Here is a 20,304-nt window from a genome sequence, read left to right on the forward strand (position 1 = left end):
TAGGTAACCATAGTGCAGAAACATTTATGGTACTATGGCAGACTATTTCCTGGTGGCAATGTTACTTTTGGGTGAGGGATGGTAATCCAGTTTATCGCAAATGTATTCCAGCAGGAGATCAGATTGTCAGCAAGACTTACATGACTGGTGTAGAGGGAGAAAATACACCTTTACGTCATTACTGAGCTATGTTAGATGGCAAAACCTTGTGCTATTCCAAGTCTGTTGAAATGTTAAAGCACTCAATTGACTACTGATTCATTACCTTAAGTTGAAAGAAATCCCTGTTCCCACCCTGTCCCTATAATTCATCCTTTAATCTGACAACGCCCTATAAATAGATTGTAGTGTCACCATTAATTCAATTGCCACATTCATTACTGTATAACTATATACATTTAGATGCTCCTCTAAGCCCAGTCTTCCTTTGATTCAACCATTGCCCTATTACCTCTGGAGATAACCAAAATGTCAAACTCCCCCTCTGTTTTAAGTACACATCATATTCATACCAGTTGCTGAGGAGGTACTTTAGACTGAAACTTGGACTTGGAATTACTCATGTCTACGTTGATGTAGGTTTTTTGTGCCACGCACTGTTATTTTTACCCTATTTCCTTTCTTTGTGCAACAAAGCCCTATGAAGCTTTAAGTATTTATTCTGGCGAGGAAAATAATCCTAATAAAGGACCTAGAATAGCTCCAAAGACAAAGCCTCCAGCATGAGCCCAATAAGCTATACCACCTGCTTCCATGCCAATATTGGCTGGTGCATTAAGACTAGCAACACCATAAAATGCTTGCTGCAAAAACCAAAAACCTAGGAAAAAAAATGCTGGAATACGAACGGTGGTAATAAAAAATCCTATGGGTAATAATGTGAGAACCTTAGCTTTGGGAAATCTGAGAATATATGCTCCCATAACACCAGCGATCGCTCCACTTGCACCCAAGGTGGGAATAGCTGAACCGGATGAGAAAAACCACTGGGATAAAGATGCTAGTACACCACAAGCGAGATAAAAAATTAAAAATTTCACATGACCTAAACAGTCTTCTACATTATTGCCAAAAATCCAGAGGAATAGCATATTTCCACCCAAATGCAACCATCCTCCATGTAGAAACTGAGAACTGAATAAAGTTACCCACTCAGGAAATTGGGAAGTTGGCAGTGGAACTGAACAAGTATTGCTGAGTTGACAAGGAACTACAGCCCAAGAATAAAAAAACTGCCTAAGTTGAATATCTGACAAACTAATCTCGTACAAAAATAATAGGACATTAGCTACAATTAAGCCGTATACTACAAAGGCTGTTTTGCTAGTAGGGTTTTCGTCGTTTAGTGGAACCACAGTTATCTTTCCTGTTTTGCAACTTGTTAACTAATAATAGTCGTGTCTATACCACTATGTTCTTCTTTCCTACTTCTATATATCAGGACTTACCTAGAGCTACTGTATCTGATAGGGGTGAACGGCCGTTCCCATCTACAGATGGTGTATGATTTGATATTTTGCGCAAGTCCTGTATATTTTAATTTTCTTGAAACTTTTTAGATAGAAGTTAAAAGTATTTACAATTATTAGACATCTCCAATAATAAAAAATAAAATCAATTATCCCACATAAATTATCAATTATTTCCCCTTACTCCCTACTCTCTACCCCCTTTTCTGGAGATTTCTATTTGAATTGAAATTAATACACCACTTTTTCTTCTCAACTATCAATTGTTGAGTCTTACAATCTACATCCTAGGCTATAAGTTGTAAATAAACGAGGGCGAAGCGCTATAGTGATTTAAGGAGGGTGTTTTTTAATTTGTCAGTAAGGATATTAGTCTGAAGTTTTCTAGAACGATGTCAATTTTGTTCAACCCCTTGTGCTCCCCAAGCAGGAGCTTTTTGTGCAGCTCTCAAAATAAATGCGCCCATCTGTTCTACTTCAGCTTGGGACATCCAGTTTTCGGTAACTTGACGACAAAAATAAGTATAATCACTACCGTCATATATCATAGGGTCTCTGAAGAAAGCAACTAAATTATTAATATTATCTCGTGGTGGTGTTGCTCCTTCTAAGTTTTTGAGGGATAGAGATATTGGAGGGTTGACTAAATTTGCTCCTCCTACATGACAGTTAAGGCAATTTTTGGCAAAAATCTGTTTGCCTGTGGATAAATCTTCAGCAGAAAATTTCTTTGTTTCTCCTTGTTCATTCAGTTTAATTTCTACTGGTTGTTTAGCGTCTAAATATCTTTTTACATAGGAATCTACAGCAGCTTCGGCTGATTGAGTATCAACAATTATTACTTGAATAATAATTAATATAGCTAGCAGAAAACGAATCAGTAATGATTTATTTAACATACTATTTTTCTAACTTTAATTAAGTACAAATCTAGAATAAAAAATAATCGATTTTAGATTAGGGTTTAATGAAGAAAAAAACAATTTTTTTGTCTCCCATCAAAAAACCAATAATCTAAAATCATTAGTCAATATTTCAAAGAAAAAGGAATTTTAACGGAAGATTTTGCCGCCGCCCCATTGTTTGCCTAAAACTTTAGGCTGTACGAGAATATAACCAGCGATCGCATATAAATCATCCTCTGTGAGATTTCTCATTTCTGGATAAATATCGGCACTCTTTATGCTGGGGTGAAACTCAAATATCTCAACCTCCCCATCATAGGTAGTAGGATTTATCATGTAGTCTATGAGACCTTCTATGTTATCTCGTGGCGGATAGGCCAAAGCTAAAGCTTCTGGACCAAGGCCAATATCAGGATTAGTTTTGGTTATCCCTCCGACATGGCACTGGGAGCAAACATTATTAAATTCGCGCTTGCCTCTGATGTATTCCTTAATACTCAGTACAACTTTTTCACCTTCATCATTCAGAGGTAGAGTCCGGTCGTTATCTGTTAATTCGGCGGCTGTGGCTATGTTAACGAACGTTTGAAACGTCAGAAATACAATGGCAACTACAGCTATGAAAAATTTTTTCAACATTCTTCTCCTTAAAACTGGCAAGTTAATCAACTAACACAGATACATTTATTACTTCAGATTTACTGAACTTTGATCTAATTTTTATTTATCAGTGGTCATGTGTCAATTCGTCAAGTATTTATCAACTCCGATCAAGAATTAGATTTTTGTTCTTGGGCTAATAAATGAGACATGATTGCTTTAGCATCCTCTAAGGCCAAACGGGTCTGAGAGTGTTTATAAGAAATTCCCATTTGGTCACAAAGACGAAGTACCTCGTCTACATGGACATTAAAATCTTCTGCTATTTCCTGGATTGATATATCTGCGAAACCCATAACATTTCTTCAATTCATAAATAATTAAAAAAAATCCCTTGAAGCACTCAAAATCTAATTCTGAGGCATAGTTTGAATTTTATTGTCATTTGTAATGGAATTATGTTGTTCTGCCTGAAAGGGTAAATGGCAGTATAGCCCTGCTTCTAATGACTTAGTAGAAGTAGGAGCAGCAGGATGAATTTTATGAAGGCGAATTAACTGAGCCAGAGTTTTCTTTAACTGAGTACGAGGTACTATTATGTCTATAAAACCATGTGCCAATAGATATTCAGAGGTTTGAAAGTTTTCAGGTAGCTTTTCACGGACAGTTTGTTCAATAACTCGTCGTCCCGCAAAACCTATTGTTGCCTTTGGTTCAGCGATAATAATATCTCCAAGCATGGCAAAACTTGCAGTAACGCCACCTGTAGTTGGATGGGTTAAAACTGGAATATATAGCAGTTTCTCTTCTCGATGACATTCTAAGGCACCAGATATTTTGGCCATTTGCATCAGGCTCAACATTCCCTCTTGCATTCTGGCCCCACCGGAAGCACAAATAATTACTACGGGTAAACGCTCTTTAGTCGCCTGTTCAATTAACCTAGTCAGTTTTTCTCCAACAACTGACCCCATACTTCCTCCCATAAATTGGAAGTCCATCACTCCCAAAGCTACGGGTTCAGCTTCGATGTTGCCGATACCTGTTTGTACAGCATCTAAAAGTCCTGTTTTTCTTTGATATCCTTGGAGGCGATCGCTGTATGCTTTGCGATCGCGAAATTTTAAAGGGTCTGTCCCTCTAATTTTTTCGTTAATTGCCATCCATGTGTTACTATCTATCAAATGCTGAATCCGCTCATTGCCGGATATTTTCATGTGGTATCCACATTCGAGACAAACCATTTGATTAGCTTGGAGGTCTTTTGTGTAAGTTAAAGCACCACAAGCTTCACATTTGATCCAAAGTCCATCAGCAATTTCTCGTTCAGGTCTCTGTTGAGAGTTCTGGGCTGATTTTTGACGATTTGCAAACCAATCAAATAGAGACATTAAAATAAATTAGAGTTAATTATTAAGTGATTAAATTTTTGCTAAAGCGTTGTGTTTTTCACCTATTCAGGTTAATAAGTATACAATATAGAGCTATGACTATCAGCTAATACAAAATAAACTAAGGTCGTTTTAATTCAAAAAAATTCTGTCATAGTTTAAAAAGTTTGGCTTTAAATTCTGGTTATTCTACTTAATTTTTGTCTGCTTAGAAAAGTTTTAGCCCTAAATATCTATACTTTACATCTCCTGAGTAATACACTCTATCTAAGAGTAATTGACTTCATCCAGAAAAATTAGGATGAGAATCCAGGGAAAAATAGATTGAAGTAGGTTGATAATATACCATCACCCCACATAACAGTCAAACCTGCTCCCATTGCTAAAAAAGGCCCGAATGGCATTGGTTGTTTTCGGTCTAGCCAACCTAAAGCGATCGCTCCTCCACCTACAAATGCTCCCATAGTACAGGCGAGAAAACAAGTTAATAGTAGATATTTCCAACCTAACCAAGCTCCGATCATGGCTGCTAATTTGGCATCTCCTCCACCCATAACTGTTTGCCCGAAAGCTATTGAACCGAATATAGAGATTAAGTCAAACAACCATAAACCCAGGACTGCGCCGATAATACCAACCATTAAAAAATTGATTAGATTATTTTCTTGAATATTTGTCTCTAATATGGTAAGCAACTGGAAGCCTAAACCTAAGACTAATCCAGATTGTGTGAGAGGATTGGGTAAAGTCATGGTGTCTAGGTCAATCATAGATAGAGCTAGTAGCCAACTAAAAAAAGTCCAATAACCTAAGGTGGGAATTGTAGTTCCAAATTTCCAGAAAACGAGCAAAAATAAGAAACTTGTAATGACTTCTACTAAGGGATAGCGGATAGAAATTGGACTGTCACAGTGGCCACAACGTCCACATAACCATAACCAAGCAAATATTGGGATATTTTCCCAGGGTTTTAATTTACTTTGACAACGGGGGCAGTGAGAGGGAGGCAAGAGTATAGATAATTTAGAAGGTATGCGATAAATGACGACGTTGAGAAAGCTGCCAATGGATGCACCAAGGGCAAATACAATTAGGGTAAGAGGCCATATTCTCAGTAAGTCCATATTCGGTTAATAAATTTTTGATTCAATTAGTTCTACAGGGACGAAAAATTCACCTGGTAATAAAATTGGCTGATGGGAGAATATTAGACTAGCTCTGTAACTTACAGGACTAATGGCTACACCAAAGGGATGTCTTAGCAGATCAGGATGAGTTTCCAGATAAGTGCGATAGAGTAGTTTAGCCAATTTCTGTAGGGACGGGGGAAGTAATAAAGCAATAGTTGGATCTAAGTATTTTACTGGTCTTTTTTGTGTAGCTTTTACCACGAGGAACCCTGATTTGAAGAAGTAGTCAGTAGGACTGATACTGTTTCACAAGTCATCCATCGAGTGTGTAATTCTGAGGTCCTTTTTCTTTCGGAAATGCTACGCAAACAGAATATAGGACACACTTCATTACAGTCATGGATTGAGATTATACAAACTGAAAATTTTTATTGACACTAATCTTGAACGATTATTTCACCGAAAAACTGGTTCTGAAGTCTCGTCCTTTGAGGGCGACTTTTCATTTACTTTTGGTTTGATAAATATGGTATCATTTCGTTAGTGCACGAGTTAAATTATGAAAGCTCAGATATAAGTATCGTATTTATCCAAGATGAATAGTAGTTCTGTAAAATCGGCAACTGAAATTGATTATTTAATTACAAATAAACCATATAAAAGTGTGACAGGAGAATGGATAGTTATATGATGGCCGGTTGAATATTTATAAATAACGACGGAAGAGTCAGGAGTCATGAATACCGAGTCAGGAGTCAGGATAAAAAAAGAAGGAAGTTTTTGATCACTAATTATCCGGACATGATATTACTACTTTTTCCCAGAGAAACTATATCGAAAAATTTTATAGAGAAGCGAAGGGTTGGTTAGGTTTAAGAGAGTATCAAGTGATAAATAAAACCAGTTTAATGCGTCACTTTATTCTAGTTTTTACTGCCTATAATTTCATCCTGTATCAACAATTAATGGGAGGGCTGAGAAAACGCCCGTGCTCATAAACCTTTGACAAATTTTACAGAAACATGATTAAGCATTTCTCACAGGTATTTCTGAGGTTGGAATAGTGGAGATTTAGTATCTTTCATTGAAACTGAGGAAGTAGGTAGAGTTAATCCTCTCTCAAAATCAAATAGTTTTAACTTCCCAGTGCCAGGACAGAAAGCAAAAAGTGTTCATGTGAGCAAATTAAAAGTTGTATATAAAAAAGACGGTTATACCTATACATTTTGTCAACAGTTGTCCATAAATGTCGAGAAAAATGCCATCTAAGACTTAACAGTTTCTTACAGACACGAAGTAAATATATTGTATTGATGGTTTTAGGGAGTAGGGAGTAGGGAGGCCGGGAAGGTGGGGAGGCCCGATATCGAACAAGCAAAAAATATTTACCGATTTAATTATAGCACATTAATCTCGAATATGCTGTAACTATTCAACAAACATAATATTAAATTTTGTTGATATTTTTCTTGAGCCACGAACCAGCAAAACCAACTACTAATAATCCAATTAATACAGAAGGTTCAGGAACATCTTCAATTGATTGAGGATCAATAGGTATATCTGAAAAACTATTTGCCTGGATAAATACAGCAGAATCGAGTTTCGCATCACCAGCATCAGCGATCGCTAATCTAATACGATGACTTCCAGCACTCAGTCCTAATGCTTGGGCAGTAAATAGATTAGTAAAACCATCATATTCTATATCAAAAAATGGCCCCCCCTCACTAGGGTCATTGTTATTGAAAAATTCCGGGTTACTCGCTTTAGTTCCTAGAGGTTTTCCTCCATTAACTGTATTGATGGCAACTGGAGTAGATGTACCAGGAATTAGAGCAATATTGGTTCCATTTAGGAAGAAACCGAAGACATCATTAAATTCAGAGTTTGTCCATTCTACATATTCTTCAGAAGCAAATACATAATTGAAGTAAAGGTCTCCTCCTTCACTTTCAAAGTCAAATTCCAGAATTGTTGCATCCTCGGTAGTGAATCCAGGAATCAACCCATCCAAATCTGAATCTCCAGGCAATTCATTATCGGTAGTTTGCTCATCTGAATTATTCGGACCTTCGGCATCCGTAGCTGTACCTGTAGTCAGAATAATACCGCTATCGATGCCAATACCAGATGATAATCCATTGGTGAAAATTCCTGAAGCACCTCCTGTACCTATATAGTTGATAGAATCTGGTGCAATGGTAATCCCACTGCCTAAGATTTCATTAACTAAATCATTGCCGTTATTGGTGGGAGTTATGGAAATTGCCTGAGCTGCTGTGATGCCACTGAGAGCAGCGAAAGCTGTTCCAGCAAAGGTTGCTGAAAGTTTTTTGATGAATTGTGAAATAGTCATGATTAGATTGACCCTAAAAAAGTAAGATGTTGACAATACATAGTTGAGTTCTTTGTTTGTTCCTCAACATATTCTTATTTTCAGTAATTTTTCGGGATTGTACTGTGATCCGGATCTTGAAGAGGTGGTGATATTGATTTAGTAATATCTGTGAAGGCAGTTCAACAATTAATAATTAATTATTCATTATTAATTATTACCTCTCCTTGAAAAGAAGAGGATTGACTAATCATGAAAATTTTTCTTCTCTTGGTCGATTGGATATGGCGAGGAGACCCGAAGAGTGCAGACCCGCTCCGAAGATCGCCATCCCACCCTACGGGAAGCTGCGCTAACGACCGCTTATTATCCCCTTAAAAGGGGAGGCGGATACCCACAATTTTTCGGTAATTAGTATTGGGAATGCGCTCCAATAGCTAAATTGATGGAATAGTGATCAATAAAGAACTGTATCTAGCTACTAACTCCCGACTTCTTCTTCACATACTGCAAAAGTAGTAGATAAGTATTCAAGGCAACATATGCAAGACGACCATTTTTTTTACCTACGACATATCACTTACGACATATCACTTACGACATATCATTTACGACATATTACTTAGTTTTCTTCAATAATCACAGAGAAGTCGATCGCTGTTTATGATATTAGGATTAGTTTGCAAATAATCATATACTTGTTGACAAGCTTCTATTAACAAATCATCTAGATTCAAATTCCATAAAATAATCTTGCCATCGGAACCAAATGAAAAACGCTCGCTCCTGAAACTACGAAGCGATCGCTCTTATCTAATATATTTATAACTTTAGTAATTCTATTTGCGCTTTAACTTGGAACCAGCACCAACAGCACCAACAACTAATAAACCTAAAATTGAAGCAGGTTCAGGTGTTGATTGAGATGGTTCAAATTGTGCAAAAGTGATATTATCAATTCCAGTTCCTGTATCTCCCCTTCCATTAACACTATAAACAATAGACAAAGATTTGATAGCATTTGAATTACCACTAATGCTGAAAGTATCAAGAGTTTCTGAACTTACCGGACCTGTGGAACCTAGAAAGTCCTGAGAATTAATAACAGTAGAAAAACTATCAGAAAATACTGTTACAGTCGCTACACCAGGACCACCGTTGAAAGATAACGCATCTAAATCTAGAAGGTCTATACTAACTTCTGATACAGCTTGACTAAATTCAATAAAGTAGTTACTAGCTCCCGATCCTGACAACCCATCTGTCAGGAAGAAATTGCCGATTTCAGACTGAAGACTAGCACCATCACCAAAACTAAAACCAGTTACTGGATCTCCAATCTCTGCAATTTCAGGAAGTAACGACCAACAAAAACAACAAAACCACCGTGCGAAATTTCTCTTCTGGCAACCTTTTTCTCAACCTACTACCAAGATTTATCCCTATAGCAACTGGCAAAATACCCACTACAGCAATACCTAACAAAGATGGCTGCAGCAATCCAATTTTGCCCAGTAGAAACAGCATAATCATACTTGAAAGGGTAAAAGAAAGATTGATCGCTTGTACAAAAGTTTCTTTATTTAGGTCTAAAGCGAGTAAGAATGGCAAAATAGGCATAATCTGAGAACCGGTGATACCATTTATTACTCCTGTTGTCAATCCTACAGGAACAGTCAGCCATGTTCTCATTTTCTCAGAAAGGATAATAGATTTTGAGCGCAATGCCCATAGAGCATAGAAAAATAAAATAGCTCCTAGAATAGCTCGACTAATTGTACCTTCTATAGAATTGAGAACGTATACCCCCAGAAGTAACCCTGGGAAAGTGGAGACATAGATAGGCCAAAAATTACTAAGTGCATCTTGAAACTTTCCAGTTTGTGCCATCACTAGGAGGTTACTTGAGAGGGAAGGTACAATAACTAAAGGTATAGCTATTTTCGGATCGAGAAAGGTTGCCATAGTAGGCAAACATATAGTTGAAAAACCTAATCCTGTAATTCCTTTGAGAAAAGCTGCAAAGAAAAATGATAAAAATATGGAAACCACTGTCTGGAGATTCATTTGTCATATCAAGTGTGGATAATTAGTTATAGCGCTATGCGCAAGTCAGAAGTCAGCAAAATTAATGTCAAGTTAGATTTCACAAATAATATTATGTCCGGTAGCATCGTTTGTGTATAAAATTAAGGTGACACTCTTGAGAAAACCTTCTGCCTCCTGCTATCCTAGATAACTAAAGCCTCCTGCCTCCTGCCTTCCTTCCACCAAAGTCTAATTATTCAAACGGACATGATATAAGTTGATCGCTCTCACTCACATTAGGATTAGTTTGTAAATAATCATATACCTGTTGACAAGTTTCTATCAACAAATTATCCAGATTCAAATTCCATAAAATAATCTTGCCATCAGAAGCAGCAGAAACTAACACTTTGCCATCAGGACTAAAACTCACACTTAAAACATTAGCCTCATGAGTATTCAAACTTTTGAGCAAAGTACCTTCAAAATGCCAAATTCTCAATATCCCATCTGTACTACCAGAAACCAATTTGTCGAGAGTTCAATACAAAACAAAATTCACCTGCTTTAATCCCTTGATCAAGCTCTTCATCAGCCTTTTGTCTGACATAACTAGAAGCATCATCGGGTAAACAGCCACCTAAATAATATTGGTAATTATTCATAAAAAAAATTAGGTGATAGCTACTGTTTTCCTATTTTTTTGTCAGATTTTTTTTACTAAAACTATCTCTATAACCCGTATAATATTAATCGAAACCAATTAATTAACTGATAATCATCTCACAAAAGTTGAATTGAAAATGTCTACAAATCTCTGGACTCATCGTCATATTTTATCTCTAGCAGAATTTACACCCAATGAATATAATATTGTACTACAAACAGCAGCTAGTTTTCAAGAAGTTTTAGGTCGCCGGATGAAGAAAGTACCTGCATTACAAGGTCTAGTAGTAGCAAATTTATTCTTTGAACCTTCTACACGCACCCGCAATAGTTTTGAACTAGCTGCTAAACGTTTGTCTGCGGATACTCTAAATTTTGCTCCTGGTACTTCTTCTTTGAGCAAAGGAGAAACTATTCTGGATACAGCAATGACCTATCTCGCAATGGGCACAGATATGATGGTCATTCGACATCGTGATGCTGGAGTTCCCGCAGCGATCGCTTCGGAAATGGATCGCAATGGTTCTGGAGTGCGAATTCTGAATGCTGGAGATGGTCAACATGAACACCCTTCTCAAGCTTTACTTGACCTATTTACTATCTGTATGTTGTTAGACTCAACTCAACCTAGAATAGAACTTTTAGAAGGAAAAAAAATTGCTATTGTGGGAGATATTCTCCACTCTAGAGTAGCACGATCTAATATTTGGAGTTTGACGGCTTCTGGTGCCGAAGTACATTTAGCTGGAACACCTACTTTACTACCTAAATATTTCGCCGAATTTGGCAAAAATAGACCGAGTAAATTATTTGTACATTGGGATATTAAACCAGCTCTAGAAAAAGCTGATTTTGTAATGACCCTACGTCTCCAAAAAGAAAGGATGAGCGAATCTTTATTACCTAGTTTACGAGAATATCATCAATTATTTGGTATTACACGCGATCGCCTCAAACTTTGTCAACCAGGAGTCAAATTATTACATCCTGGACCTGTTAACCGAGGAGTAGAAATTAGTTCTGACTTAATGGATGACCCTGAGTTAAGTTTAATTTCTCAACAAGTCACCAGTGGTATTGCTGTACGAATGGCTTTACTATATCTTTTAGGTGGAAGCAAAACAGAATCTTGAATATAGTTAAGTATTATATTGGTGAGGTACAAAATTACAGATTTTAGAGAATAAGGAATAAGCAACACAAAGAGGAGAAATAAATGTGTACCATTCTCTAAAAAATGCCATAATATAGCAGCAATATTTTCTTTTTGCAGAAAGGCACTTTATCGATTTTTTGAATTATGCTTCAGTTGATAAATACCAATATAGACTGCTGAATATAAACAATTATACTTAAATTATTTTAAATAGAATTACTTTATTTAAACAAGCAAAAATATATAAAAAAATAAAAATTGAAGCATTAAATAACTCCTGATTTTTCCTGAACATATATATACTTTGCTACGTTCGATATAATCTTTAACATGAGTGGAAACCAATTATTAACAATACTATGAATTCTAGTTTAAAAGTACCTTTATCTACCAAACTCAAACCAGAACAAAATCATTTTGCTATTACTATAGCTCCTTTATCTATTGCTGAAATCTACACTTTAGCGGATAATCCTGCTAATGGTGCTGTAGTAGTAATGAGCGGAATGGTTCGCAATCAAACAGACGGCAAATCTGTAGTGGCCTTAGAATATCAAGCATATCAACCTATGGCCATCAAAGTTTTTGAGCAAATCTCTACAGAAATTCGTAGTCAATGGCCAGAAGTCGAGACCGTGGTCATTCATCATCGAGTGGGACGTTTAAAAATTGGTGAAATAAGTGTTTTAGTGGCTGTCGGATGTCCACACCGTTCAGAAGCTTTTGAAGCTTCTCGTTATGGCATTGATACTTTGAAACATACAGCCCCTATATGGAAAAAAGAACATTGGGCCGATGGGTCAAGTAGTTGGGTCAGTATTGGAGCTTGTGAAGAGCAATAGAGATAGTAGAGTCAGGAATTGGGAGTAGAATCAATTTAAATAAAGAAAAAAAAGGAAGTCGAGAAAAAGTTATTTAACAAATTTCCTGATCGCTACTATCCCACATTCGGTACGTCAATTTGTAACATCAAAAGTAGTATACATTTTTGATTGTTGGTAAATATTTATACAGTATAAATTACTTCTCAAAAGTTAAATTCTCAGGAAAATATTAAGCATAAATACTTACTGAATTATTAATTCCTATTAACGACTATAATTTTTTTTCTTACTTTTGACTTTTGAATTTTGACTTTTGAATTTTGACTGTGGATAATTGGGAACTCTAGAAAAAATTTCTCGTCTAATTGGAACTAGAGCTAAATAACAAAATTATTGAGCCAGTTCCGCTGATGAATCAATATATATTTGTACCCTGGTCTAAGGTTGAACAAACCCTTTCGCAAGTGGAATTGCCACCTGAAAAACTCTCTAACTACGATCTAGTACTGCGCTGCCAACAAGGTCATCGCCCAGATCGTGCAATCTTTGCAGAACTTCTACATCGATACCAACTCCATGTAGATAAAATTTTGTATCATTTAGCCCCTGAATGGCAAGACCGCTCAGATTTGGCTCAAGAGGTTTGGATTCGTGTATACCGTAACATTAAAAGATTACAAGAGCCAGTAAAGTTTAAGAGTTGGCTCAGTCGTATCACAACTAACCTGTTTTATGATGAGTTACGGAAACGAAAACGAGTTACCCCTCCTCTATCTTTAGACGCTCCTCTGACTTTAGATGATGGTATGATAGATTGGGAGATTGCGACAAATACTCCAGGGCCAGAAGAAGAGTTAAGTACACAAGAATTTTATGATTATCTGAGGGATGCAATCTCTCAACTACCAGAAGTATTTAGGGTAACTATTGTCTTGAGAGAAATAGAAGGTTTATCTTATGAAGAAATTGCAGAAATTACTGGAGTTTCTCTAGGTACTGTCAAATCAAGAATTGCTAGAGCTAGGCAAAGATTACAATTACAACTCCAAAAATATCTAGATATTTGAATGATATACATATAATAAGTAATTTGATTTTGAGTAGAAATTTAGTCAAAATAAATCTCTAAATATTAATCAAATTTAATCGAGTAAAACAAAAATAATTCAATTAGCTTTTCTGAGAAAATATCAAAATTTTATGTAGCGTTGACTATGAATAAAAATGTTAATTCAAATAACTTAGATAATCAAATTCAGGGTGAAAAAAAATGATGGAACAAGAAAGGTTTGAATTAGTAAGTGCATATTTAGATGGTGAAGTAACTCCATCACAACGTAGAGAAGCAGAACTTCTACTTGCTACAGATCCAGTGGCAAAACACCTCTATCAAAGACTACTACAACTACATTCTGAATTCCAAAGGATACCAGTACCTCCAAAAGTAGAACCTGTGGAGATAATGGTTGATCGAGTATTTGATAAAATCGACCGTAGATCAAAACGGAAATTTGTCTTAGGTGGTACTGCTATTGCGGCTCTATGTATAGCATTTATATCGGGAATAATCTCAAATAGTCGGACTAATATTCTGCAGCTAGCTGAACATTCTAATTCTGAAACTGTACAAATTGCTTTAAATGAGCCTGTAATAGAAATAGTGAATCCTAATAATGTGATGTTAACTATAAACGATCCAGTACTTAAAATTCCTCAACCTCCAATTTCACCAGTGAAAAATCAATAATAAGATTGTAAAATTACAAGTAGTTAGCAAATTATATTCCTTTAATATGACTATATTTATTTATAAATTTTATTATACTTGGAAGTGGAAAGGTTTATCAAAATAATTGGGTTATTCACCACGCCTTTTAAGGCGAAATATTTTTGTAGGGTTACTCAAAATCCCCTACTTCCCCTCCTGGGAGGGGGAGGGGCGAGGAGTGGGTTAACTTCTGACTTCTGACTTCTGTACGTCGCCAATCCGACGGCTCCCCTATCTGACTTCGTCAATGGTTTGTCCAAAATCCACTAGGCAGTAATTTACCACCAAATAAATTAACCTTTTCTGGTAACATTAAGTAGCTCCAGACAGTCCATAAGTATTCTCCATTAATTCCAAAAGTATCAATTTTTTGTCTCTGGTACTCGTTTTCTGTTGGATGACGTTCAGGATGATAATCCTCTAATCGATCCAAATCTAGCAAAACGTCTGGATTTGTGAATGATAAGATAAATCCATATACATTCATATCTCCTCTAGTCATCGCTGGATAGCCAAAAGATAGTTCATACAATAGACCATTAGTTATTGCCGGAAAAGCATCCACAACATATTCAGCACAATAGGATTTGTAGTTTACCTCTCCTGGTTTAAGAGTACCGTAGACAAAGACTTGAAGATATTCCACATAATTACTTCTCAAGAAATTACCTTCTAAAGACAAGTAAAAACTACCAGATGCTGTGTAAAACAATCTATCTATTAGTTACATATCGAAGCTACTGAAACGGCATTTGCTGTTGAGTACTACGAATACTCTATAATATAATAGTAAGGTTAAACTTAAATAGAGTTTATGCTAAGACCACAAAAATTAATCAATCGTAATTCTTAATATCTGATTAAATGATTTTAGTAGTAAATATGATGGCTTTTCTACTCCCCCAGTTAACTTTAGGCGCTTTTTTACCAGAGCTACCACTTGATAGTTTATTTTCTACCCAAGGAATAATGGTAATGCTACTAGCAGCTTATGCTGTAGCTATGTGGATGTTTCTTACTAGCGCCCCGAAAGTTCACACAATCATGGTTTCAGATTTAGCCCTTGCTCAACAGTTTTATGAAGGAATGCTGGATTTACCAGTAGCAGAAGTACCTTTACATTATTATTATAATTATGAACAAACATTAGGTGCAACAGGTATAGATCCACTTTATCTATCAAGTGATTATTCCAGACCAAGCACTACTAACCAAGGAACAGGAGTTTCAGATGGTCTGTGGTATCAATTGATGAAAAACACGCAGGTACATATTATTAGTGGAGCAAGTCTTGGTACAAAAAATAATCAACGCCATGTTTGTTTTGATAAAGATTGTTTAGAACAAATATTAATGCGCGTACAAATGCGAGGTATTAAATACAAAATTAGAATTGAGAGACCCCTGAATTTATTAGTTAAAGACTGGAATGGTCAAATAATAGAAATAGCTGAAGTCAAAAACTAAAAATATAGCCGTTAATAACGGCTTTGAGAAGAAATAAATTCCACCTCAAAATAATATTAATAATCTTAAAATTATCATCCTTAACCTATTGTTAAAGAACCGTTCAGCACTCAGCACTCAGCTTTGTTCATTTTTTTTGACGTTTAGAAGGGGATTTCAATCAGAGCTGCTAAAAGCTGATAGCTAGTTAATTATTGCTCTGCTGATTAAATCTAAAAGTATTTACAGATAAAGGTTTTAGTCTTTTTGGGGTCGAATTGCATTGCCTAGTTTTTAGCTCTTTATGCTCAAAAAGGAGCGTATTTTAGGCGCATAGTTGGGCAGAAAAATCATTCTTACAATTGTTACTCCTACCTCCTCGCTGATCCCCATTTCTCCTGTCTCCTACCTCCTGTCTCCTGTCTCCCACCCTCACCCATAAGACTTTTTCAGCAAACCCTAATTATTGCTCTGTTGATTAAATCTAAAAGCATTGACATATAAAGACAAGTGCCTTTTTGGCGTCGAATTGCAGTGCGCTTGTTTCAGTCTAAAACGCTCATGGATGTTAGTATTTTACACAAGAGTTGGGCAGAACAATCTTGGGACAATTATTACTCCTAGCTCCTCTAAATTCCCCTAACTCCTGTCTCCTGTCTCCTGTCTCCTGACTCCTCCTTACTTAACCAATCTATAAGTGTTTAACCGGATTTGATATTATTTCTTATTTCCAGGCATTAAACGATAGGCACTCATACTTAAAGATGCTCCTAGAAGTTGAGAAACCCTGATTTCAAAAGAGCGAACCCCGTAATTAGGAAATTCTGAGCCAATATTAGATATAGGTTCAACAAGAATAGTAAACATTCCTAAACGATTTCCTGCTAAAACATCAGTAAATAAGCGATCGCCTACCATTGCAACTTGTTCTACTGGTAAATTCATCGCATCAACAGCTTTTTTTAATTTACGACGAGAAGGTTTACCAGCTCCAGCAATATAAGGTATATTAAGAGACTCGGCAATGCGACTTATTCTATATTGACTCAGATTATTACTTACTAACCATAGACTTGTGATAGTTCTAATTTCTTCTACCCATTCACTTAATTCAGGAGAAGTGTTACTGTCACGAATTGGTACAAGAGTATCATCTACATCTAAAACTAACCCTTTAATTTGATTTTTTTGAATAATTCCCGATGTTAGACTTAAAATTGAGTTTCCCAAAACTAAATTTGGCTGTAAAAGTTTACCCCAAGACATAAAATTAATATTTATTATAATCACAATAATTTTAAATAAATAAGTTAAAAGTCAAAAGTAAAATATTAGCGCAGTATAAATAAAATACATCAAAGTTATTTATTCATAAACTGCTAATTTTGACTTTCTTACTCATCAAAAAAAAATAAAAAAAACTACTAGCTACTGAGATGATAACATTCTTTCTACCTCTGCAATAGCAGCCTCATGTTCTGCAGCAGTACGACTGAAAATATGAGTACCATCATACCTGGCCATAAAATATAAATATTCAGTATCATCTGGATTAAGAGTTGCTTCTAAACTTGCTAAACCAGGACTAGCAATTGCAGTTGGTGGTAAGCCAATATTAAGATAAGTATTATAAGGAGAAGGAGTTTCAACCTGACGATAGGTAAGAGGTTTCTCTTTTGTTTGACGGATACCAAGGCCATATTCCACTGTTGGGTCTGCTGCTAACCTCATACCTTTCTTCAAACGATTATTAAATACACCGGAAATTACACCTCGCTCCTCAGAAACTACAGATTCCTTTTCTACAATACTCGCCAATGTCACCCACTCATGGAGGTTCAAATTTTCGGCATTATTCAGATTTTTCTGATATACAGGTAATGCAATTTTTTCAAACTGCCCTAGCATTTGATTAATAATAGCTTCAGGAGTATTTTTTTGTGCTTCTATCTTATAAGTATCTGGGAATAAATAACCCTCTAAGTGAGGTATATTACTTGGTAACCAGGGAAATTTATCATAAGGAATATTTCTAGTAGCAGCAATAAAATCAGCAGCAGGAAAAAATCCTTGAGCTTCTAAATATTCAGCCATTTGTTGAATTGACCATCCTTCACGAATGGTATAGCTGAGTTTAACTACATCTCCCTCTAGAATTTTATCTGCGATCGCGCTGAGTGGTTCTGTCGGTGATAATTTATAAGTTCCTGCTTTAAATTCTAGATCGGGATTTTGTATTCCCAACCATTTGACCCAGAAATTCCAAGCTGTTGCAGAACGAATAATACCAGCAGCTTCTAAATCTTCACCTATTTGTTGACCATAAGTTCCAACTGGAATTGTAATTGTTACAGCATTTTCTTCTGGAGACTGAGTAGATGATGTGTTTGTCACTAGAGGGCCACTAACCCAACTCCACCAGGCCCATCCCTGCCAAGCGAAAATACCACAGCTTACAGGCAGAATGGCCAAATAGAATAGGGCACGATTGGAAATTAGTTTAATACTGTTTCTCATTTGATTAGTTAATACTTTATCCTCAAGGTTCTCTTAGCTGAGTTTGTAGCGAAGATGATTCTTTAGGTTATTCTAGAGCATAATTTTAGATCTAAATATTTAATTAAATCACCCTAATTTGCTCAAAATTCCAAAGAGTCTATTCCATATCATGGAAAAGTTGATCTTCTAGCATTGATTGAACCATTGGCTGAATTTCCTGAAACTCTTCTTCTGAAAGCAATTCTAGTTTTCCATCATTGCTTTTACGAGCTGGAATTAAAAATGGATCTAATGGTGTATATATTGCGTATTTCTGGTCTTTATATAAAAAAGTGGCCAACTCTTCGTAATATTCACCTTCTTCATCATTTTCATCTACTTCATCTAGTTCATCTTCATCCCATTCTGGTAAATCCCCAGTAACAGTTAAAGTTATAGCTGTTCTTTGAAGTGTGAGGTTTTGTTCTTCAAGTACAACTTTGGCAGTATCAAAAATTCGATCAATTTCCATTTCATCACCTACAGGAATACTTGCTTGGTCTAAATCTCCTTGTGCCCAAGTAAAGATTTCTATAGGTAAGTCTACTGGTAGTAACATTACATACTCTTGGTTATCTAACTCCATAGAATACTCTACAGTACAACATAGCGATCGCTCTGCCTCATCAGTTAAAGTGACATAAGTTTCTGGAGATTGTCCATTTTCTTGTGATTCTGGGGATGAATACATTTTGGGTATTTTGATGATTTTTTCACTTTAGTAGTGATCTAAGTATAGATAAATTCTGTTCATTAAGCTTCAAACAAGGTCTAAGAGATGGAGTTTTTGTTGATTACCAGTAGGCAGATTTTTAGATTCTGCTAGATAATTACCATATACCTGCATACAATTAACTGTAAGTAGTATGTATTTCAATACTGAACAATTTTTCGATTAGCGGGCATCTTGCCCGCGCTACAAACATTTAATTGTTAATATTTGTAATTCATATACTTGGAATCTGCTGTAAAACAAAGACTGAAAAAATTAAAAATAGTCAGATAATGTGTAGATTTCGCGTTCATAAATAGTCTTAATATACTTGCATAATGCTATATTTATAGATATTATTATATTTTTTTATATACATCAATTTAAATTTATTTCTCTTCTATGTAATAGGTTTTTCTATATCTATCTCTATTGAATTATTTACTTGTGAAATAATATTTGGTTTTCTACGTTCATCCAGCCATTGCTGTAAAATCAAAGCTGCCGCTTTTCTATCAATTAAATGTTTATTCTGAGAAGGAGAAATATTTGCAGCTTTCAACATATCCTCAGCTTGAACTGAAGTCAAACGTTCATCAATATATTCTATAGGTAGAGCCAGAGCTTGTGACAATCTTTGAGCATATTTTTGTATTTTTTTCGCTTGAAAACCTATAGAACCATTCATAGAATATGGTAAACCTACGACCAGAACTTGTACTTGACGTTCTTGGACAATAATTTTTAACTGAGCTATATCTTCTTGAAAAGAGGTACGTCTAATAGTAGTAATACCAGTAGCAATTAAACCAGTACCATCACATCCTGCAACCCCCACACGTTTGTTCCCTACATCTAAACCCAGGGCTGAAATTCGAGATTGAGGCATTGAAAATTCAACTCCTTACTTCTACTTATATTATTTGTATTATTTGGATTTATGACACATCTCTAATTCCTTCTCTTGGTCAGTTGGAGATGTTCAAAAATTAATAACTAATAATTAACAATTACCTCTTCTATTATGAAAAACAGATAGGATTGACCAAAATAATTTTAATTTTCTTTTGTAAGCATTCAGCCGTTAGTTATTAGCCATCAGCTATTGCTTTTTTTTTAGTTCTAGATAAAATCTTTACTAATTGAGTCAGAATTAAATTTTACTATAAAAGCTGGCTGAAACAGTCTATTTTGATTAAAACTGCCTCATGAGAGCTGACAGCTGACACCTAACAGCTAATAGCTGAATGCTTAAATTATTTTTCTCCTGGTTCCGAAAGACTTCAAGCTGGAAATTATTAATTATTTGCTGAGAAAACTTCACTATTATCAG

The 20,304-nt window shown here is 35.6% G+C and carries 22 protein-coding genes and 2 pseudogenes; 7 read left to right on the plus strand and 17 right to left on the minus strand.

The window, feature by feature from the left end; all coding sequences use genetic code 11:
- Nucleotides 1-307, plus strand: a pseudogene (locus tag D5R40_RS13870) (IS1 family transposase); the annotation flags it as partial.
- 349 nt (nt 308-656) lie between these two features.
- Here the strand turns inward: D5R40_RS13870 and D5R40_RS13875 are convergent.
- From D5R40_RS13875 to D5R40_RS13905, 7 genes are all read right to left on the minus strand, one after another.
- Nucleotides 657-1,355 carry a rhomboid family intramembrane serine protease gene (locus D5R40_RS13875; RefSeq protein ID WP_124143899.1) on the minus strand — a complete coding sequence of 233 codons (699 nt, stop codon included), beginning with the start codon at nt 1,353-1,355 and terminating at the stop codon, nt 657-659.
- 509 nt (nt 1,356-1,864) lie between these two features.
- Entirely contained in the window at nt 1,865-2,368 is a 504-nt protein-coding gene (gene psbV2, locus D5R40_RS13880) for a photosystem II cytochrome PsbV2 (protein ID WP_124143900.1), read from the minus strand.
- Between the two features lie 153 nt (nt 2,369-2,521).
- The gene (gene psbV / locus D5R40_RS13885) at nt 2,522-3,013 is read right to left on the minus strand and encodes a photosystem II cytochrome c-550 (protein WP_124143901.1); all 492 of its coding nucleotides are present in this window, start codon (nt 3,011-3,013) and stop codon (nt 2,522-2,524) included.
- Between the two features lie 131 nt (nt 3,014-3,144).
- Nucleotides 3,145-3,330, minus strand: coding sequence for a translation initiation factor IF-2 N-terminal domain-containing protein (locus D5R40_RS13890; protein WP_124143902.1), 186 nt, complete (start codon nt 3,328-3,330; stop codon nt 3,145-3,147).
- Between the two features lie 54 nt (nt 3,331-3,384).
- Nucleotides 3,385-4,365 carry an acetyl-CoA carboxylase, carboxyltransferase subunit beta gene (gene accD, locus D5R40_RS13895; protein ID WP_124154773.1) on the minus strand — a complete coding sequence of 327 codons (981 nt, stop codon included), beginning with the start codon at nt 4,363-4,365 and terminating at the stop codon, nt 3,385-3,387.
- A gap of 296 nt (nt 4,366-4,661) precedes the next feature.
- A complete protein-coding gene (locus D5R40_RS13900) occupies nt 4,662-5,489 on the minus strand; it encodes a prepilin peptidase (protein ID WP_124143904.1) in 828 nt (275 codons plus the stop codon).
- A 6-nt stretch (nt 5,490-5,495) separates the two neighbouring features.
- Nucleotides 5,496-5,756: a hypothetical protein gene (locus D5R40_RS13905; protein ID WP_124143905.1), complete on the minus strand. Its 261-nt coding sequence runs from the start codon at nt 5,754-5,756 to the stop codon at nt 5,496-5,498.
- 545 nt (nt 5,757-6,301) lie between these two features.
- On the opposite strand from D5R40_RS13905, the pseudogene D5R40_RS39580 reads away from it, so the two are divergent.
- Nucleotides 6,302-6,515, plus strand: a pseudogene (locus D5R40_RS39580) (IS701 family transposase); the annotation flags it as partial.
- A gap of 427 nt (nt 6,516-6,942) precedes the next feature.
- On the opposite strand, the gene D5R40_RS13915 reads toward D5R40_RS39580, so the two are convergent.
- The 5 genes from D5R40_RS13915 to D5R40_RS35215 all read right to left on the minus strand — a co-directional run bounded on the left by D5R40_RS13915 (nt 6,943) and on the right by D5R40_RS35215 (nt 10,526).
- On the minus strand, nt 6,943-7,854 hold the full coding sequence (locus D5R40_RS13915) for a choice-of-anchor L family PEP-CTERM protein (RefSeq protein WP_124143906.1): 912 nt from the start codon (nt 7,852-7,854) through the stop codon (nt 6,943-6,945).
- 818 nt (nt 7,855-8,672) lie between these two features.
- A complete protein-coding gene (locus D5R40_RS13920; protein WP_205127279.1) occupies nt 8,673-9,089 on the minus strand; it encodes a PEP-CTERM sorting domain-containing protein in 417 nt (138 codons plus the stop codon).
- A gap of 94 nt (nt 9,090-9,183) precedes the next feature.
- Nucleotides 9,184-9,900, minus strand: a complete 717-nt coding sequence (locus D5R40_RS13925) for a sulfite exporter TauE/SafE family protein (protein ID WP_124143908.1) — start codon at nt 9,898-9,900, stop codon at nt 9,184-9,186.
- 214 nt (nt 9,901-10,114) lie between these two features.
- A complete protein-coding gene (locus D5R40_RS13930) occupies nt 10,115-10,390 on the minus strand; it encodes a WD40 repeat domain-containing protein (protein WP_124147430.1) in 276 nt (91 codons plus the stop codon).
- Nucleotides 10,377-10,526 carry a hypothetical protein gene (locus D5R40_RS35215; RefSeq protein WP_161564729.1) on the minus strand — a complete coding sequence of 50 codons (150 nt, stop codon included), beginning with the start codon at nt 10,524-10,526 and terminating at the stop codon, nt 10,377-10,379. Before D5R40_RS35215 ends, D5R40_RS13930 begins: the two co-directional genes overlap by 14 nt.
- A gap of 138 nt (nt 10,527-10,664) precedes the next feature.
- Between D5R40_RS35215 and D5R40_RS13935 the strand changes: the two genes are divergently transcribed.
- From D5R40_RS13935 to D5R40_RS13950, 4 genes are all read left to right on the plus strand, one after another.
- Entirely contained in the window at nt 10,665-11,660 is a 996-nt protein-coding gene (locus D5R40_RS13935) for an aspartate carbamoyltransferase catalytic subunit (protein WP_124147429.1), read from the plus strand.
- Between the two features lie 382 nt (nt 11,661-12,042).
- A complete protein-coding gene (locus D5R40_RS13940; protein WP_124154774.1) occupies nt 12,043-12,525 on the plus strand; it encodes a molybdenum cofactor biosynthesis protein MoaE in 483 nt (160 codons plus the stop codon).
- A 392-nt stretch (nt 12,526-12,917) separates the two neighbouring features.
- Nucleotides 12,918-13,574, plus strand: coding sequence for a sigma-70 family RNA polymerase sigma factor (locus D5R40_RS13945; protein ID WP_124154775.1), 657 nt, complete (start codon nt 12,918-12,920; stop codon nt 13,572-13,574).
- A 203-nt stretch (nt 13,575-13,777) separates the two neighbouring features.
- Nucleotides 13,778-14,254, plus strand: a complete 477-nt coding sequence (locus D5R40_RS13950) for an anti-sigma factor family protein (protein WP_124143910.1) — start codon at nt 13,778-13,780, stop codon at nt 14,252-14,254.
- A gap of 265 nt (nt 14,255-14,519) precedes the next feature.
- Here the strand turns inward: D5R40_RS13950 and D5R40_RS13955 are convergent, their stop codons facing one another.
- Nucleotides 14,520-14,987, minus strand: a complete 468-nt coding sequence (locus tag D5R40_RS13955; RefSeq protein WP_240038835.1) for a gamma-glutamylcyclotransferase family protein — start codon at nt 14,985-14,987, stop codon at nt 14,520-14,522.
- A gap of 152 nt (nt 14,988-15,139) precedes the next feature.
- Here D5R40_RS13955 and D5R40_RS13960 point away from each other — a divergent pair, with 152 nt between their 5' ends.
- Nucleotides 15,140-15,742, plus strand: coding sequence for a glyoxalase-like domain protein (locus D5R40_RS13960; RefSeq protein ID WP_124143911.1), 603 nt, complete (start codon nt 15,140-15,142; stop codon nt 15,740-15,742).
- A 696-nt stretch (nt 15,743-16,438) separates the two neighbouring features.
- Here the strand turns inward: D5R40_RS13960 and D5R40_RS13965 are convergent.
- From D5R40_RS13965 to ruvX, 4 genes are all read right to left on the minus strand, one after another.
- Nucleotides 16,439-16,987 (minus strand): YqeG family HAD IIIA-type phosphatase, encoded by a 549-nt coding sequence (locus D5R40_RS13965; RefSeq protein WP_124143912.1) that lies wholly within the window; start codon nt 16,985-16,987, stop codon nt 16,439-16,441.
- 162 nt (nt 16,988-17,149) lie between these two features.
- Entirely contained in the window at nt 17,150-18,238 is a 1,089-nt protein-coding gene (gene mltG / locus D5R40_RS13970; protein WP_124143913.1) for an endolytic transglycosylase MltG, read from the minus strand.
- A 139-nt stretch (nt 18,239-18,377) separates the two neighbouring features.
- A complete protein-coding gene (locus tag D5R40_RS13975; RefSeq protein ID WP_124143914.1) occupies nt 18,378-18,950 on the minus strand; it encodes a DUF3727 domain-containing protein in 573 nt (190 codons plus the stop codon).
- A gap of 421 nt (nt 18,951-19,371) precedes the next feature.
- Nucleotides 19,372-19,860 carry a Holliday junction resolvase RuvX gene (ruvX, locus tag D5R40_RS13980; RefSeq protein ID WP_124143915.1) on the minus strand — a complete coding sequence of 163 codons (489 nt, stop codon included), beginning with the start codon at nt 19,858-19,860 and terminating at the stop codon, nt 19,372-19,374.
- Nucleotides 19,861-20,304: the final 444 nt, after the last annotated feature.

This window comes from Okeania hirsuta (assembly GCF_003838195.1).
GTDB classification, from domain to species: Bacteria; Cyanobacteriota; Cyanobacteriia; order Cyanobacteriales; family Microcoleaceae; genus Okeania; species Okeania hirsuta.